General features: G+C 35.4%; 17 protein-coding genes. 9 read left to right on the forward strand and 8 right to left on the reverse strand.

Going from position 1 to position 16,714, the window contains the following annotated elements; genetic code table 11:
- Positions 1-8 precede the first annotated feature (8 nt).
- Positions 9-545, reverse strand: a complete 537-nt coding sequence (locus tag QJV27_RS00570; protein ID WP_281447050.1) for a peroxiredoxin — start codon at positions 543-545, stop codon at positions 9-11.
- Positions 546-669: 124 nt separating this feature from the next.
- Between QJV27_RS00570 and QJV27_RS00575 the strand changes: the two genes are divergently transcribed.
- The 4 genes from QJV27_RS00575 to QJV27_RS00590 all read left to right on the forward strand — a co-directional run bounded on the left by QJV27_RS00575 (position 670) and on the right by QJV27_RS00590 (position 4,107).
- Positions 670-1,587: a hydrogen peroxide-inducible genes activator gene (locus tag QJV27_RS00575; RefSeq protein ID WP_281447051.1), complete on the forward strand. Its 918-nt coding sequence runs from the start codon at positions 670-672 to the stop codon at positions 1,585-1,587.
- Positions 1,588-1,668: 81 nt separating this feature from the next.
- Positions 1,669-1,794 (forward strand): type B 50S ribosomal protein L36, encoded by a 126-nt coding sequence (gene ykgO / locus QJV27_RS00580; RefSeq protein ID WP_034336436.1) that lies wholly within the window; start codon positions 1,669-1,671, stop codon positions 1,792-1,794.
- 379 nt (positions 1,795-2,173) lie between these two features.
- A complete protein-coding gene (locus tag QJV27_RS00585) occupies positions 2,174-3,478 on the forward strand; it encodes a hypothetical protein (RefSeq protein ID WP_281447052.1) in 1,305 nt (434 codons plus the stop codon).
- A gap of 38 nt (positions 3,479-3,516) precedes the next feature.
- Complete coding sequence (locus tag QJV27_RS00590) at positions 3,517-4,107, forward strand: DJ-1/PfpI family protein (protein ID WP_281447053.1); 591 nt, start codon at positions 3,517-3,519, stop codon at positions 4,105-4,107.
- A 4-nt stretch (positions 4,108-4,111) separates the two neighbouring features.
- Here QJV27_RS00590 and QJV27_RS00595 read toward each other — a convergent pair whose 3' ends face one another.
- From QJV27_RS00595 to QJV27_RS00610, 4 genes are all read right to left on the reverse strand, one after another.
- The gene (locus QJV27_RS00595; protein WP_281447054.1) at positions 4,112-4,891 is read right to left on the reverse strand and encodes an OmpA family protein; all 780 of its coding nucleotides are present in this window, start codon (positions 4,889-4,891) and stop codon (positions 4,112-4,114) included.
- 60 nt (positions 4,892-4,951) lie between these two features.
- Complete coding sequence (locus tag QJV27_RS00600; RefSeq protein WP_281448940.1) at positions 4,952-5,764, reverse strand: inositol monophosphatase family protein; 813 nt, start codon at positions 5,762-5,764, stop codon at positions 4,952-4,954.
- A 167-nt stretch (positions 5,765-5,931) separates the two neighbouring features.
- Positions 5,932-6,498: an elongation factor P gene (efp, locus tag QJV27_RS00605; RefSeq protein WP_281447055.1), complete on the reverse strand. Its 567-nt coding sequence runs from the start codon at positions 6,496-6,498 to the stop codon at positions 5,932-5,934.
- An 85-nt stretch (positions 6,499-6,583) separates the two neighbouring features.
- Positions 6,584-7,600 (reverse strand): lysine-2,3-aminomutase-like protein, encoded by a 1,017-nt coding sequence (locus tag QJV27_RS00610; RefSeq protein ID WP_281447056.1) that lies wholly within the window; start codon positions 7,598-7,600, stop codon positions 6,584-6,586.
- Between the two features lie 105 nt (positions 7,601-7,705).
- Here QJV27_RS00610 and epmA point away from each other — a divergent pair, with 105 nt between their 5' ends.
- Both epmA and QJV27_RS00620 read left to right on the forward strand, forming a co-directional pair.
- Complete coding sequence (epmA, locus tag QJV27_RS00615; protein WP_281447057.1) at positions 7,706-8,695, forward strand: EF-P lysine aminoacylase EpmA; 990 nt, start codon at positions 7,706-7,708, stop codon at positions 8,693-8,695.
- 136 nt (positions 8,696-8,831) lie between these two features.
- Positions 8,832-9,566, forward strand: a complete 735-nt coding sequence (locus QJV27_RS00620; RefSeq protein WP_281447058.1) for a fasciclin domain-containing protein — start codon at positions 8,832-8,834, stop codon at positions 9,564-9,566.
- Between the two features lie 162 nt (positions 9,567-9,728).
- Here QJV27_RS00620 and QJV27_RS00625 read toward each other — a convergent pair whose 3' ends face one another.
- The 3 genes from QJV27_RS00625 to thiE form a co-directional block, all read right to left on the reverse strand.
- Positions 9,729-11,177 (reverse strand): restriction endonuclease subunit S domain-containing protein, encoded by a 1,449-nt coding sequence (locus tag QJV27_RS00625; RefSeq protein WP_281447059.1) that lies wholly within the window; start codon positions 11,175-11,177, stop codon positions 9,729-9,731.
- Positions 11,178-11,212: 35 nt separating this feature from the next.
- Positions 11,213-13,183, reverse strand: a complete 1,971-nt coding sequence (locus QJV27_RS00630; protein WP_281447060.1) for an N-6 DNA methylase — start codon at positions 13,181-13,183, stop codon at positions 11,213-11,215.
- Positions 13,184-13,302: 119 nt separating this feature from the next.
- Entirely contained in the window at positions 13,303-13,941 is a 639-nt protein-coding gene (thiE, locus tag QJV27_RS00635; RefSeq protein ID WP_281447061.1) for a thiamine phosphate synthase, read from the reverse strand.
- A 307-nt stretch (positions 13,942-14,248) separates the two neighbouring features.
- Here thiE and QJV27_RS00640 point away from each other — a divergent pair, with 307 nt between their 5' ends.
- The 3 genes from QJV27_RS00640 to QJV27_RS00650 all read left to right on the forward strand — a co-directional run bounded on the left by QJV27_RS00640 (position 14,249) and on the right by QJV27_RS00650 (position 16,672).
- The gene (locus QJV27_RS00640) at positions 14,249-14,533 is read left to right on the forward strand and encodes a hypothetical protein (RefSeq protein ID WP_281447062.1); all 285 of its coding nucleotides are present in this window, start codon (positions 14,249-14,251) and stop codon (positions 14,531-14,533) included.
- A 241-nt stretch (positions 14,534-14,774) separates the two neighbouring features.
- Complete coding sequence (locus tag QJV27_RS00645) at positions 14,775-15,137, forward strand: GtrA family protein (protein ID WP_281447063.1); 363 nt, start codon at positions 14,775-14,777, stop codon at positions 15,135-15,137.
- Between the two features lie 80 nt (positions 15,138-15,217).
- Positions 15,218-16,672, forward strand: a complete 1,455-nt coding sequence (locus QJV27_RS00650; protein ID WP_281447064.1) for a glucosyltransferase domain-containing protein — start codon at positions 15,218-15,220, stop codon at positions 16,670-16,672.
- Positions 16,673-16,714: the final 42 nt, after the last annotated feature.

Below are 16,714 nucleotides of genomic sequence, written 5' to 3' on the forward strand. Positions count from 1 at the left end.
TTTTCAAATTACAGAGTAGCTTCACCTTTGTGCCAGTTACAAGGGCAAAGACCACCATCTTGTAATGCATCAATGATACGAATAAATTCGTCTGGATTACGGCCAACAGTAAGGTCATTGACACTAACATGACGAATAACGCCTTTTGGATCAACGATGAAAGTTGCCCGTAGATTTACCCCAGCTTCGTAATGTAAGATACCAAGTGCAGAAGAAAGTTCACGTTTATTATCTGCTAACATTGGGATTTGAAGATTCTTTAGTTGTTCATTGTGCAAGCGCCAATTTAAGTGAACAAATTCAGAATCAATTGAAAGACCATAAACGGCTGTATTACGATCAGCGAATTCTTTTGCTAGATCGCTAAAAGCAGCAATTTCAGTTGGGCAAACAAAGGTAAAATCCATTGGCCAAAAGAAAAATAGTTTCCATTTGCCACTGTCATCTTTGTTAGAGATGGTTTGGAAATCTCCTTTAAGGCCATCTTGACCAGCGGGAACAGCTTTAAGACTGAATGAAGGGAATTGATCACCAACTGTTAACATCTTTGTACTCCTATTTAAGAACGATGAATATGTATAGAATTACTCTATACTCTATTTCTATTTATGGGAATGTATGATTAAATATTCAAATGAATTCTTTAGTAATAGATGATCGAGAAAATCGATGGATATTCTTCCTTCACCACAACAACTTCGTTATTTGATAGCATTATATGAGCAGCGTCACTTTGGACGGGCTGCGAATGTTTGTTCTGTAACACAGTCTACATTATCTGCCGGTATTTTGAATTTAGAACGTCAATTTGATGTTGCTATATTAGACAGGACTGCGGGAAAAAGAGTAATTTTTACTTCGGTTGGGGAGGAAATTATTTCGCAAGCTAGGGTCGCTTTACAAGGATTAGAATCGGTTCGTGACGTAATTCATTTTGCTCAGGAACCGTTTTCATCTTCTTTAAGGTTGGGAATCATACCTACGATTGGGCCTTACCTGTTGGCGCCGATTTTCAAGAATATTAAAGAATTATATCCAAAATTAACTCTTAATATTCACGAAGATTTGACTGAAAGTCTGATGGAAAAATTGGCAATTGGGTATTTGGATTTGCTGGTGATTGCCATGCCTTGTGATTGTAGTGGTGTGGAGACCTTTGCACTGTTTAAAGATGATTTTTACTTGATTATGCCACAAGGACACGAATTGGAAAAATATGATCCTTTGCCTTTGGAGAAAATTAACGCAGAAGAAGTAATTTCATTGCAAGATGGGCATTGTTTACGTGATCAGACTTTGGATATGTGTAGACAAGGTCAAAGTTTAAAAGCCGTTACGGATTCGCAAGGTGAGTTTACTGCGTCTTCTCTTAAAACTGTTGTAAATATGGTTCAGATGGGACTAGGCGTTGCATTTTTACCGAAAATGGCTATTGAAAGTGAAGTTTCTAATAAAGAAAATATCGTTGTCCGACCCTTGGAAGGAAATCCTACGTGGCGTACCATCGGATTAGCATGGCGGAGGAATTCTTTGCGTGCCAGTGAATTTAAACAGCTCGAAAAAATATTCCAAAATTTAAAATCATAGCTTAGGATTTGACTTTTTCAGATTTTTCTTTATATAAAGAGCTAACTTTCGAAATTTATTGCCAGTGGTGGAATTAAAGTTATGAAAATTAGAAACAGCTTACGTTCGGCTAAGCTTCGTGATAAAGATTGCCGTATCGTTCGTCGTCATGGAAGAGTATACGTTATCAATAAGAAAAACCCACGTATGAAAGCACGTCAAGGTTAATTACTATTGTTGTTATATTTTGTATTCCTCTGTGAAGGGGATACCTTTTACGATGCTAAAATTGAGAAAAACAAAAGTAAAGATTTCATTGATTTCCAATGATTTTTTTCTTTTGTTTTTTTTTATTTCGATACCATCTTAGCTTGCTACAAATTAACAGAATTTATGACTTTAGTAATCAGTAATTATAAATTCGTAATGTTACTTAAATATTGTTATGTTTCCTTGAATATTAGGTTGCTTTTACTTTTTAACGATTAATGTCTGTGAAAATCAGACACTCATTTATTGTTAAAGAATAGGAACGTCTAACAGCGATTAGGATATTATAAAAAATCCACACACGGAATGTTCAAAGCTTTGTAAGAAAGATAAGTTGATGGTTTTACCTTTTGATAATGACGATCGATACAAAAATTTTATCATTCGTGTGTGGACAGGTGGTAATCCTGGCAACATTATGATGATGTATATGTCGGCTTTGAAATTACAGCGAAAGCTAGGTTTTGGATCATTAGCGCATGTTGGTATTCCTATTTTCAGCAAATATATCCCAGATGTTACGTTAAATACTCGTCAATACGCAGAAAATAGCGTTGACGAATATGGTTATATGCCAATTAAAGATCGGCCTAACATTACTTACGATATGATTGGCTTGCGCGATTACCGTGATATGAATGACAAGCAATATAATTACATTCCAATGAGAGGGCTGGCACATGCTGCTGTAAATAGTCACGCACAGTTTATTAACTTGGAAGGGTATTGCCAACATATCGATAATTTTCCATCTTTAACTGACGTTGATTATGAAACAATATTTCCCTGTATGGTTTCAAACGAGGGGGGAAAAGAGGATGAATTGGTCATCAATATAAGAGGAGCAGAAGTTTTAGAAGGGATTCATCCTCATTATTGTATGATTCCTCCAGAATTCTATGAATATTTAATTCAACGAACTGGAAAAAAACCAATATTTTATGGGCAGTTAACTCCTTCTCCTTACATGGATGAATTACGCCAACGATTTCCAGAAGCACAATTTTTAAATTCACGTGGAACCATTAAAGATTTTGATTATATTCGCAAATCAAAACATATCGTCATTTGTATTAGTACATTTTCTTGGTTAGCAGCATGGTTATCCAAAGCAACAACCATTCACTTTCCTGTTCTAGGGGTCTTAAACCCATTGCAACATCAATCGATGATTTTACCCTTTAATGATCTACGATATCAGTTTTATTTATTTCCAGAATGTTACGCATCGCATGTAAATGATTATCGACATTATATGGATCCCATACGAACAAACTGGGAGTTTATTGAACATGATGCATTGTACAATCGTATTCCCAAATGGCGTGACGATGTTGATGATTATATCATTGCGCTAAATCATCAATATTATAGAAATACATGTCAATCACCAATACTTAAAGAAGCTTGGCAACAATTTGGTGAAGTTGGTAGCTATAATCATTATATGAAAGAAGGTTTTATTACAGGTCAGAAGCCATGCTATGTCAATGAAATATATTATTTGGCTAAAAACAACCTCGCCTTAGAAGACTTAAGAACTGGGGAATTTGGAAGTACATATGACCATTATATTAGAAAAGGACAATATATAGGGCTAAAACGTGCTTCTGATGTAGAACTTTCCGATATTGATTATTAACTCTTACCGTAATAAAATAGTAGAGAGTATGAAAGATTATGGATATTTATATCTTCTTATTTAATAATTTTCAAACTCTCGACGTTTTTGGTCCTATAGAGGTATTTGGCAGTATAGGATGTATTAATCTTCATTATTGTTCTTTATCTGGTGGCACGATCTACAGTTGCCACCAGGTGCCCATTATGACCAAAGAATTGCCTTCAACATTTCCAAAAGAATTTGTCTTTTTCATTCCTGGTGGTCCTGGAACACGTTCGTTAGTTCATGAGAAGGATGTTATTAACCAACTAGAAAAAATTATACAGAAAGCTTCTTATTGTTTAACCGTGTGTACGGGTTCTGCTGTTTTGGCGAAAACGGGGTTATTAAATCACAAATTTGCGACTTCTAATAAAATGGCGTGGTCTTGGGTTATATCAACCAATGATCAGGTTGATTGGCAATCTGATGCCAGATGGTGTGTTGATGATCGTTTTTACACGTCGTCAGGGATATCGGCAGGAATTGATATGGCATTAAGATTTGTCGCAGATCGGTATGATCTCGAAATTGCCAATACTATTGCCCAAAAGATGGAATATGTATGGAACGATTGTTCCTCCAATGATCCTTTTGCAAAAGATTAAATAATCATTTGTTTGTAGGTTTTCCTAAGAGATCGGAACGAATCATCTCTACATAGTCTGGATTTAAATTTTTATCTTGTGTTTGTGGCACCCCTTTGGCAATTAAATAAATACGTGTAGAGGCTATACCTTGATTAATTAAAACTGCACGAATAACCAAACCACGGTTTAAAGCAGTCCGACGTGGGGTTGATGGATCGTCCGAGGTTCCATGACTATATGCATTTAAATAAATTTGATCATCAGGATGTTGTTTCAACATGTTGGCAACATCCATAATTGCTTTCATCATCGGTTCATTTAATTCTTCACTATCTTTATCGAAGATCAGAATCGTACGTTTATCTGTTGTTTTGACTTCACCCTTGGCTTGTTCATTTACCTTAGGCATAGGGGGCGGTGCAGGGGGATGCAAAGGAACTGTAACATCAGCATCTTTAAAGACGGGTACAGGCGGTGGCGCATTGGGAATGGTCGCTTGCACGGCTGGTGTCTGAGGTTTAGGTTCAGGGGCCGTTTTTTTTGGTGTTTCTGCCTGTGTGTGCGATTTATCTTTTGTTTTTTTTGTTTTGGTTGAATGTTGTTTATTGGTTTTGTGATGATCGTCTGTTTTTTTATGTGATTTTGAGGTAGAAGGCCCTAAATGATTTAAAGCAGACTGATTAACACTGACTTGTGCATTGGTAGTATATGGGGACAACGCAATTAAGCTAGTGCAAGTGAGCGCTAGATATAAATGTTTTTTTCTTTTTAAATAAGATGTCAAAATAAAAGAAAAAATCATTATACACACTCACAATTCATGACGTTAAATACAAATAAAGCTTCGTAATAATCCGTAATTTTACGATTTAGAGGGCATATTTTCAAATACTATTTCTCTAATCTTTGGAAATAAAGCCGCATTAGCTGCAACTGTATCGACAGACATTCCAATATCATTTAGTGGGTTTCCTGCTGGATCCGAAGTATATCCCCCAGCCTCTGTCACTAAAATCAATCCTGCTGCAACATCCCAAGGTTTCAGGCCCATTTCCCAAAAGCCTTCGTATCTACCTGCGGCAACCCATGCTAAATCCAAAGCTGCTGCACCAAAACGTCTTAACCCAGCGATATGAGGCATTAATGATTGTACTGTTTGAACAAAGCTTTGACGTTTTTTTTCGCTGGAAACTGCAAATGGAATGCCTGTGGCAAAGACGGCAGTAAACATATCGCGTCTTGCAGAAACACGTAAACGGTGTTCATTTAAAAAACAACCTATGCCTTTTTCTGCCCAGAACATTTCATTGGCAACGGGGTTGTAAACAACCCCTGCAACGATTTCAATATTACCGTTTTCATGACGTCTTTGCAGTGCGATTGAAATGGCCCAATGCGGAATACCATGTAAAAAATTTGTTGTTCCGTCTAATGGATCAACGATCCAACGCCAAGTCCAATTGTCGTTGCCACAACTTCCGCTTTCTTCCATCAAAAAAGCATAGCCAGGGCGTGCTTTTTCCAATTCATTGCGGATAATGGTCTCAGCTTTTAAATCAGCCTGAGATACAAAATCACCAGGACCCTTAACGCTGACTTGCAGCATTTCCACTTCATTGAAATCACGTAATAAACTGCGCGCGGCTTTTTGTGCTGCGGTCTGCATTACCATCATGTGAGGAGAAAGTCGAATAGCCATTGGAAGTTTCCTGAATTTGATCGCGGGATATTTAATTTATAAATATAGCAAAATTTAAACAGAGATGTCTTTCACGTATCGGTTAGAATGGACATCTCTATTAACAGTGTTATTTGAAAAGCACAATTTGAGTAAAGTATGAACTAACTCTTGGCTCTTTCAACGTAACTACCATCTTCGGTGCGGACCACTATTTTTTCCCCAGCTGCAACAAAAGGGGGAACCATTGTTTTTACACCATTGGACAACATTGCTGGTTTGTAAGAAGAACTTGCGGTTTGCCCTTTAACAACAGGTTCGGCCTCTACAACTTCTAAAGTAACTTGTGCTGGAAGCGAGACAGAAATAGGATCACCTTCAACCAAATTAACAATTAACTTCATGTTGTCTTGTAAAAACGCAACTTGATCACCAAAGATTTCTTTGGCTAGCATGGCTTGTTCGAAAGTTTCTGGATCCATTAAAACGATATTATCACCATCTTCGTAAGAATATGTATATTCTTTATCTTCGGTTAACAGACGTTCGACAGTATCAGCAGTGCGCCAACGTTCGTTTGTTTTATTTCCTGTTTTAAGGTCTCGCATTTCGACTTGAATAAATGCACCACCTTTACCTGGTGTGATAATTTGTTGTTTAAGGACAGACCAGCGGCGGCCATCATGCTCAATTACCTGACCTGCACGTATTTGGTTTGCCTGTTGTTTCATTAGTTCTCTCTAAAAATAAATGAAGAAAAGCCATATCTATATAGTGATTATTTAAAAATGGCAAGCTGTCCTTTGAATAATACTCTCAAATTGAACGTCTTTTGTGCTTGGGATCAAGAATCGAATCGGGTTGTGCAGGATTGTAATAATCAGGGCCAAGGGGGACCTTGCCATAACCTTTGGGAATATCCAAAACATAAGTCGGCCAGGCCAATCCTGTAACCCGTCCACGTAATGCGTGCAATAATGCACGCCCTTGTTCAATAGGAACATGAAAGCGTGCAGTGCCGGGGGCCTTGTCCAGTTGGTGAAGATAATAAGGTTTAATGCGCCATTCAACAAATGATCTTAATAGGTTTTCTAGGCTGTCAACAGTATCATTAATATTTTTCAGTAAAACTGACTGGCTCAGTAATGGAATTCCTCGCATCAGCAATTTTTGAATTGCCTGATGTGCTGTTGGTGTGAATTCTTTGGCATGATTGGCATGAACAACAACCCACAAGGCTTTTTTACTATCCAAGCTTTTAACAAAATCATCAGTTAAGGTGCTGGGGGCAGAAAAGGGAACGCGGGTGTGGATACGAATGGTGGTGATATGCGAAATATGATTTAAACGCTCGATAATAAAATGCATTCGTCTAGGGGACAAAATAAAAGGATCACCCCCTGATAAAATAACTTCTTTGATTTGTGAATGTTGTTCGATCCACTGCAGGGCATTTTCTAATTGTTGATCTGTTAACAACCCATTTTCTGGCCCAACTTGTTCGCGGCGAAAGCAAAAGCGACAATATACAGGACAGATTAATAATGGTTTTAACAAAACACGGTCTTCGTATCGATGAACAATTCCATCGATTGGAGAGAGTGCTTCATCACCAATGGGATCGTTTAATTCATCGGGACGCGTATTTTGTTCGTCAAGATGTGGAATATATTGTAAACCAATAGGATCACGAGGGTTGCTAATTAGATCAACCATATCCTGAGGAATGGCAACAGCATAAGTTTTAGAAAGCTCGGTTAAGGCAGAAACTTCCTGTTTTGAAATTAAATTAGCATTTAGTAAATCATCAACGGTACGAAGCGTTTTGGTCATTATAAATTGGGTCTTGATCGATAGAAATTGGCTTTGATAAAATTGAAAAGTCGCATATTTAATAAGAAGATGTAAAGCAATTTAAAAGAAATACAAGGAACCCTCGTGAATAGATTAAATCGTGCCTCTGTTTATGATCGTTTACCATTATTAAAACGTAGGCAATTGATGCTTCGCGCGATTAGAAGCTTTTTTGATGCTAGGGGGTATTTAGAGGTTGAAACCCCGTATTTGGTTGAAACCCCGGGGGAAGAAGTGCATCTGGAACCTTTTCACAGTATTTATGAAACCCCTTGGGGGGATAAACATGATTTATTTTTACATACCAGTCCTGAATTTGCGATGAAGCGTATTATGGCTCAATTGCATCACCCTATTTATCAGTTGGCCAGAGTATGGCGTAATAAAGAAGGAGGAGCAATTCATTCTCCAGAATTTACAATGTTGGAATGGTATCGACCAGAATGCTCTTTAGCGGGGTTGATGGAAGAGACAGAACAATTATTAAAATGCTTGTATCCTGACATTATTTCTTATCAAAACTATAAGATTCATTTTGATTGCGCGTTCGAACGATTAACAATTCAAGAGGCCTTTCAGCGTTTTGTAGGGATTGATATCCTTAATTTACCTGAAGACGCACAGATTTTAGCGCAAGCTTCTGGTTATAATTTACGCGATGGAGAGACTTGGGAGGATTTGTTTTTTCGAATTTTGTTGGAAAAAATAGAACCTTGTATAGGCAAAACGACCCCTACTTTTTTAACGCATTGGCCCATCAGTCAGGCGGCATTGGCAAAGCCAGATCCACAGGATGGGCGGGTGGCTTTACGGTTTGAGTTGTACGCGGGGGGGCTTGAACTAGCGAATGCTTTTGAAGAGTTAACGGACCCCCAGGAACAGCGGCAACGCTTTGTTAAGGATCGTTTAAAAAGGGCAGAACTTTATCCGAATACTCCCGTTTGGAAGATGGACGAGGAATTTTTAAGTGCGTTATCAACAATGCCATCTTGTTCTGGTATTGCGGTTGGGGTCGATCGATTGGTGATGTTAGCAACGAACGTTCGCAACATTCACGATATTTTATGGATATAAAATAGAATTATTTGCAAATTTAAAAAGAAAACCATATAGAAAGCTTGTCGAAACACTAGATAAAAGATAAAGCTACAAAATAGTTATATTGAACAATCAACCAATAAATCGTTCTGTAATAGGGAATCAAGAAACCATGTCACAATTCGTAGCAAAGAAACCAGTTGTTACAGTTGCAAAGAAGAAAACAACAATTGCTGGCCTTTTTGGAATGGCAAGTTTATTTGCATTAGCTGGATGTGGTGGGGTTCCTGAACACGAACGTGAATGCCAATGGCAGGGAACACCATCATGGTATTGTCGTCATACTGCTAAAATTGATCCTTATTTTGTAAGAGGGAATACAAAGGTATATTTTATCCCCGCTTATACTGGTCCTAAAGATTTTCCTGTATCGGACATGCCCGTTTCAGTTGATAATTCTATTGACCAGACATTACGTTCATCAACGGTATTGGCTGATTATACGGCAGCATTAAAAAAGACAGGATTGCTTGCACTGACTGAACGTCAAGGCCCTTATACTATTTTTGCGGTTGCAAATTCCCCCATGGAACATCCGTCCTTTACGGTTGATGGATCTTTGATGGATGTAAAGAATGAAAATCTATTAAAGCGTTTAATGGCTTATACGATCGTTTTAGGGGACTATCCACCTGAAAAACTAAAAGCATTAGCCCTTAAAAATGGTGGCTCGGTTGCATTAACAACATTCTATAATGATAAGTTGATCGTTTCTGTTGATCCAGCAACAGGAGAGCTAGTAACAAAAAATAAGGCTGGAGAGGTCAATAAAATCTGGATTAACGGTATTCCACAATCCAATGGCACATTATATGTAAGCCAGGGTTTATTGAATTTTATCCCATAAAATACACGTAACGATGTAATGTATCCCATTATGTTATAAATGATAATGGGATAAATAATAGGGGAGATGATATCTCTATTTAATTGTATGTTTTTTAAACGCAGTATATAAATTAATATTGTTTACGAATAGTTCATAAATAACTGATGTTATAGCTCTTTATTATGTATTATTTTTGAAAGTAATATTGTCTGTATTTTCTTTTATAAATTGTATTGCTGTTTCTTCATCATATTCAATCGCCATTTCGACCGCTTGTTTGGCGATAGATAATAGCTGTTCTGATTGAGCTTTTAATGCAAAGCTTTGTTGGATTAGGACTGAAATTTCCTGCTGTTTTTTAAATGCAATATATGGAATACGCATATTTTTTATAGTTGGTAAGTCAGTATTTTGCCTAACGCTAGCTTGTGCGATATTTCTTAACAAATACCACTCTTTTGCAATATTTTGTATATATAATCCTACATAATAAGGACAATATTTCGTTTTATCCCTTATTCTTATTCTTATTGTAAAAGATGCAAAGGTAAAACCTTCCTGCTGTGAAGTAATAACCCCAACATTACCAACAGTACCCATTTGAGAGATAATAATATCTCCTTCTTTTGTAAAATATTTATCAGATAAAGAACCAACATTTTCTATATGGTCAAGATTATTAGTAACTTCTAAGTTATTTAAATTCATACCTTTAATATAGGGAACACTAATGCTACTTTGAATATATGGACTAGTCGGAACTGTTCCATAATTAATGTAAGAACATATCTTTTCTATCGTATCTGTTTGTTTTTTACTCAATATCGTTTCTATTTCTTCATATTTAGGCTGGTAATATTCAGCATCCAAACGTCCTGTTGCTTCAAAGGATTCTTTGATAGATTTTATATTAACCGCTTGCTGTGTCGGTATAAAATTGGTTAACTCCAACTCTTCCAACAAAATATCTTCTGCTTGTTGATAAAGTGTTTTATGTTGAATCTCATGTTGATAACTTTTATTTACCATTTGCAATAATATTTTTTTAATTTCAATATGCACATTAAATATCGGTATCTCTCTTACTAATGTAATTGTTAAATGTGGTTGTACTGATTGTGAACTAGATTGAATTAACAACCGATTGGCGAATTTTGTCTGAAAATATAAATATAAATAGTTAGATTCAACAGCCGATAACAATGAAGAATTAATAAAAATTAAATCCCTACTAACTGCTGCCTTTTCTCTAACCATACCTATACGAGCAACACTACCACCTTTTGTAAGAACTAAATCTCCTTTCTCCACTATTTTTAAGGTTTTGTATCGATTGGTTAGACTTAAAGGGATACACACACAAGAATCATAGTTAATTTTTCCGTAAACATCACCAACCCTTAAGAATGGTAAATAGCCTTGTCCATAAAAATGCTCTATTGATGGATAAAAAGCACTACCGTCAACTTTCAAATTATAATCATTTAAGGTTGAAAATTTATTTTTTTTCTTACGAATGAATGATTCAATTTCAATATTCCGTTTTTGATAATACTCTGCATCTATACGGTGTGTTTGTATTTTTTTTAATATAGAAAATTTAATTTCACTAATCTCTAGCCCTTCCAACAAAGCATCATATTTTGCTTTATCAAAAGGGCTATTTAAAAAAAACTTAGTTTTTCCTTTTTGGCAAATTCAATAAAAGCCTCAGCAATCCCATCTTGGGTTAAGCCGTCATGATTATATAAGTCATGTTTCACAATTAAATGACCATGTTTATCCAGTTTGTAAGTACCATCCTCATTTTTAACAAAGATTTTATCCCCTGAATTATCTTTACTGGGTTCTTGCATCGTGGCAAAAAAGATTGGATAGTCTTCTTTTTTAGGACAATCTTTCTCATCCCATTTTTGTACAAATAATACGCTGGTTTTCGTGCCTGTATGGGGCTTAAACACATTGCCATGCAATCCCACGACTGCCAAAATGCGACAGCGTTCAGCAAGAAAATCACGAATATATTTATCAGAGCTATTATTAAATCTGCCTTGGGGAAGGACGATCGCCATTCTCCCCCCAGGTTTTAGGAAATCTAAATTTCGTTCGATAAATAAGATATCCCGCCCAACTTTTGTTTGTGCTTTGCCTTTGGCATTTTTCCCAAGTTCATATTTTGCTAAAATACGACTTTCTTTGATATCCCCAGCAAAAGGGGGATTGGCCATCAAAATATCAAAATTAAAATCACGGTTACTTTTGGGAGATTCTCTTAATTCTCTTAGGTTTTTCCACCCTGTATTATAGGTATCAAGCCAATTTTCGTCTTTGGTCTTTTCGTCCCAACGATCATAGTCCAATGTGTTTAAATGTAATACATTTGTTTGCCCATCACCTGCTATTAAATTTAAAGTACGGGCAACGCGTACAGATTTTTCATCAAAATCAATTGCAAAAACATTATTTTCTACATATTTCGTGCATTCAGCAGGCTTTTTTTCTAGGCTGAATAAATCAATATTTCTCTCTTTTGATATGTTTCGCCATACATAAAAAATACTATGAACAGGGAAACCACAACTGCCAGCTGCTGTATCGATAATTGTTTCATCAGCTTGGGGATTTAACATTTTCACGCACATGTCAATGACATAACGTGGTGTAAAATATTGTCCTTTTTCCCCTTTGCTTGATTTATTAATTAAATATTCAAATGCTTCATCAACAACATCCAGATTTGAATTGAATAACTTCACATCTTGTAACGAAGATACACAGACCGATAAATGGGACGGGGTTAATAATATTTTGGCATCATTCGTAAAAACACCGTCCCATTTCTTTTTTGCGTCATTGAAAAGTTCTTGGATTTTTTCCTTTAATTCACTTTCCGTATCGCCATAATTTCTAAATTGTAAGGTGCGTTTTTTATCATTACCTGACTGCATCTCATCATACAACTTAGTAAAAATGAGTTTAAATAACTCTTCAAAAACATCCACCCCAGCATTTGCCAAGACCTCATCTTCCATCTCAAGAACAAGGTCTTTCAAGGATTTTTTTTCGGTAATAAGCTTATCTTTTTTAACCAAATCATCAATTGTCCAGCGTTCAGTTAAAATGTCTGAGAGCTTTTCATTGGCATTGGGAATATTTGGAATGTCTTCAAAATAATTGGGGTCTTTACGATGATAAAAAGAAATCGCATCTCCATTCGTCCAAATTCCAATTGGTGCACCAGTGGCATTACAATACGACCTTAATTGGTCTTTACCATCTTTTAATTTTGGTTTTTTAAGTTCTATTAAAATATAAGGGTCTGTGCTTCTATCTTTATCAAATATAACAATATCTGCTCTTTTCTTTTCTCTACCAAAAGAAACAGAATATTCAACCTCCATTCTTGTCACAGGATAATGATATTCCTCTATTAGTTTAACTAAATATAACTGCCTGATGGCTTCTTCTGGTGTAAGTTTTATTTCTTTTTTTCTGACTAAACATTCAAGATAAGGCACAGCTTTACCATTCTTATCTTGTTTAATAATAATAGAATTTTCAACTTTTGTAATTTGTTCTTCTGAAAACTGAGATAGTTTATAAAGAGAATCTTTAACTAAATCTTGTAAATACACGGAGCATCTCTTTTCTTTATTTTCTGCATTTATTGAATTAATAGCTGGCGGTTACTCTACACTTGAATATTATGCTGTTGGTTAAGCAAGTTAAGTGTAAAGTTACCAAAAATATCGATTTAAAATTCTTGTTGTGCTTGGTGTATAGCTTTAAGCATTGCTTTCACCCCATTTCCTGGGCCTTGGGGATGGTCCCAAACTGCACTAATTACGGACAAAAAGTCAGCTCCCGCTTTAACCAAAGGCGCACAATTTGATGGGGTAATCCCCCCAATGGCAACGACCGGTAGTTCCATCATTTCAGACCACCAGCTTAATAAATCGATAGATGCGCGTATTTCAGTATCTTTGGTGGAGGACGGAAAAAAAGCACCAAATGCGATATAATCAGCGCCTTTTTCGCCCGCCTGCATGGCCATGTCTCTACTATCATAGCATGATACCCCTAATTGTAGGTCTGGGCCTAATAAGGATCTTGCCTGCTCGATTGGGGTATCATCAATACCAACATGTGCGCCATCACAACCGCATATTTTTGCCAAGTCGGGGCGGTCGTTTAAGATAAAGGCAACATCGTGGTCTTGGACAACGGGCTGTAAAATATCGATAGCCCTGCGAATATCGTCTTCTGAAACATCTTTTAATCGTAATTGTACAGCAGCAATCGGACCCGCATCCAAGGCCTCGATCAGCAAAGGTTTGAATTGAATAGGGTCAAGACGAGGGGGGGTTAGTACGTAAAGATCACAAGAGTGCATAGAATTCTCGGTAAAGATAAAATTAAATATACGTTAAAAATAAGATGGATGTAGGTCATTTAGCAAGTTCTTTGCAATATGATAAATGAGGAATGTTTAAATGAGGATATAAATAAACATAATTAAGTCTTAAAATTGCCTTTTTTCATTTATATAAGTAAATTTTGTAATAAACAGTAGTAATAAATAATAAAAAAATTTTAAATATATTAAAATTACTATTGATTTACTTTTATTGTTTTGATATAGATATATTATATTCAATTGAATATAGTTAAATTATAAATAATTTTTAGGAGTAATTAATATGCGTGAAATCTCAACCTTAGAAATCCAACATGTTTCTGGCGGTGGTATTTTTGCATCTATTGGTTCAACCCTAGGTTCAGCAGCAGGAAGAGCTTTGAGTTTTGCTTTAGGAACATCAACAAGCTTGATTGGTTCAATGGCTAATTTAGGCGGTGGTCTTGGTTTGGCATTGGATAGTGTTTTAACCTTGTCTGTAGGTGGTTTATTTGCTGCAGGTAAAAGAGTAGTTTCTGGTGCAATCGGTGTAATTGATGCGTTAACACCATCTGTTGTTGCCGCTTAAAATCAAAGAATAAGTAAGTAATATATATTTAGTTTATTCTTGTAAAAGAATAATAAAGCATTGCAGCACTAGTTGTTGCAATGCTTTTTTTATGTATATAATTCGAAAATAATGTTGCATATTTACATATAATGTTATTTGTTTGCTGTATGATTACGGGAAAAGTCAGCAAAAAATTTATTTAGTTTTAAAAATAATATATTTTGCCTCACTTATCATTCATTATAATGGGGTAAGATTTATGTGGGTTTTATTAAGCAAATATGTCATCGTTGGTCTTGCCAATACATTATTAACGATGATTATTATTTTTGTACTAATGCATCTGGGAGTAGGGCTTTACATATCCAATGCCAGTGGGTATGTGGCTGGTATTATTTTAAGTTTTGTTTTAAATTCTTTATTTACATTTTCTACTAAATTAAGTGTTTCAAAGCTTGTAAAATTTTTGGTGGCATGTTTGATTGCCTACGGTGTTAATTTGGTGGCAATTAAGGTCTGTCTTTTTTGGCAACCTACGTATTTGTATTTAGCCCAGCTTTGTGGAATGGGCTTTTATACAATAACAGGATTTATTTTAAATAAACTGTGGGTTATGAAATAATTTTTTGTGATTTGCGATCGGTTGATAAAATAATCTTAAAAAATCTTGTAAATTTTACCATATGCTGAAGATTTCTTATTATGCATGAAGAAAAAAAAACACCAAATAACTATACGCTTTATTTGTTATATGCTCTGATTATCTTTTTCTTTTATTCCCCATTAATTCTACAGACATTTGCAGTTACCGACGACTATTCATTGGTGGAAATCGGTATTAATAAAGCTGGTAGTTTATTGTCTTGGGATATTGCTAATGGACGCCCATTATATGGAATCTTGCAAAACTTGATACAGGATCATATGAATACCATCGAGAGACTTTCTTGGTTAAGAGGATTTTCGATCGTAGTAACTGTTATGTTTTGTATCTTTATCCATCGTTTTTTACTGTATAAAATTCAAATTTCTTCACAAATATTTAAAGATTTTTTGCCTGTTTTTTTAGCTTTTATTCCTCCTATTGTTGTATATAATGCGTGGGCGTCTTGCTCATTTTTTATGATCGCTGTTTTATGTTCAGGTTGTGCTTATTATTACTTATTTGATGATAACAGGGTAACGTCAGTAGCCAGATTTTTTGGTGCAACGACAATATTATTATGTTCTTTTTTAATATATCAACCTGCTGGAATGGCATTTATTTATTTTATATTTTTAGGCAATTGTTTGGATGAACGAAAAATAAAATTTAAAAATATTTTATTAAGTATTATTTCTCTATTCATTGCCATGTTTATCAGCCTTTTAGCGTTAAAAATTTTGCCTAAATTATTGTATGGATACGTCAATTCTCGTGGTGCATTTAATGATGATATTATTGCCAAGATAAATTGGTTTTTATCCAAGGCTATGGTTAGTGCGGTAAATAACTATAATATTATTCCTAATCTAGCATATACGATCATCAGTACAATCGTTTTGGTGGCTGGGTTATTCTTTATTACCAAGCAAAATAATGGATTGATAAAGTTAACCTTAACGATTGTGCTTATGATTGCTGTTATGTTTCCCTCTTTGGTTGCTAAGGAAAGTTGGGCTGCATTTAGGTTGTTAATCGGGCTAGATTTGATTGTAATTACCATTATTTTATATACGGTCATTAAAGCTTGTGAGTTCTATTCTTTTGACAAGCATAGTAAATTAATTTTGTTTAGCTTATTGGGGGGTGTGCTTATTTATATGCAACATTGCATGGTTCAAGGATTTATTCGTGAACAGCAAGGGGAGTATCAAGCTTTAACGCAAGAATTAACAACAATAGTGCCAAAAGATTTTAATGGTAGAATTCGATTTGATCTTTCGAACCCATATTGGAATGCTTTTACCAAAATGCATCAATATGATGAATTTGGGGTAGTCTCTATGCAAAAGGAGTGGGCTGTAAAAGGGATGATGGCATCAGTTAAAAAAGCAAAAGGTTTATCTTTTCAAACTGATGGAGATATGATTTTAAAACCTGGCGAAGTTTGTCAGAATGATTGTATTTTAATTCACCCAGGCAGTTTGTTAAAAAAAGCATCAATGTATAAATAATTTACACCGTATAAAGAAAAAGGGATTTTAATCCCTTTTTCA

This window comes from Commensalibacter oyaizuii, assembly GCF_029953265.1.
GTDB lineage: Bacteria > Pseudomonadota > Alphaproteobacteria > Acetobacterales > Acetobacteraceae > Commensalibacter > Commensalibacter oyaizuii.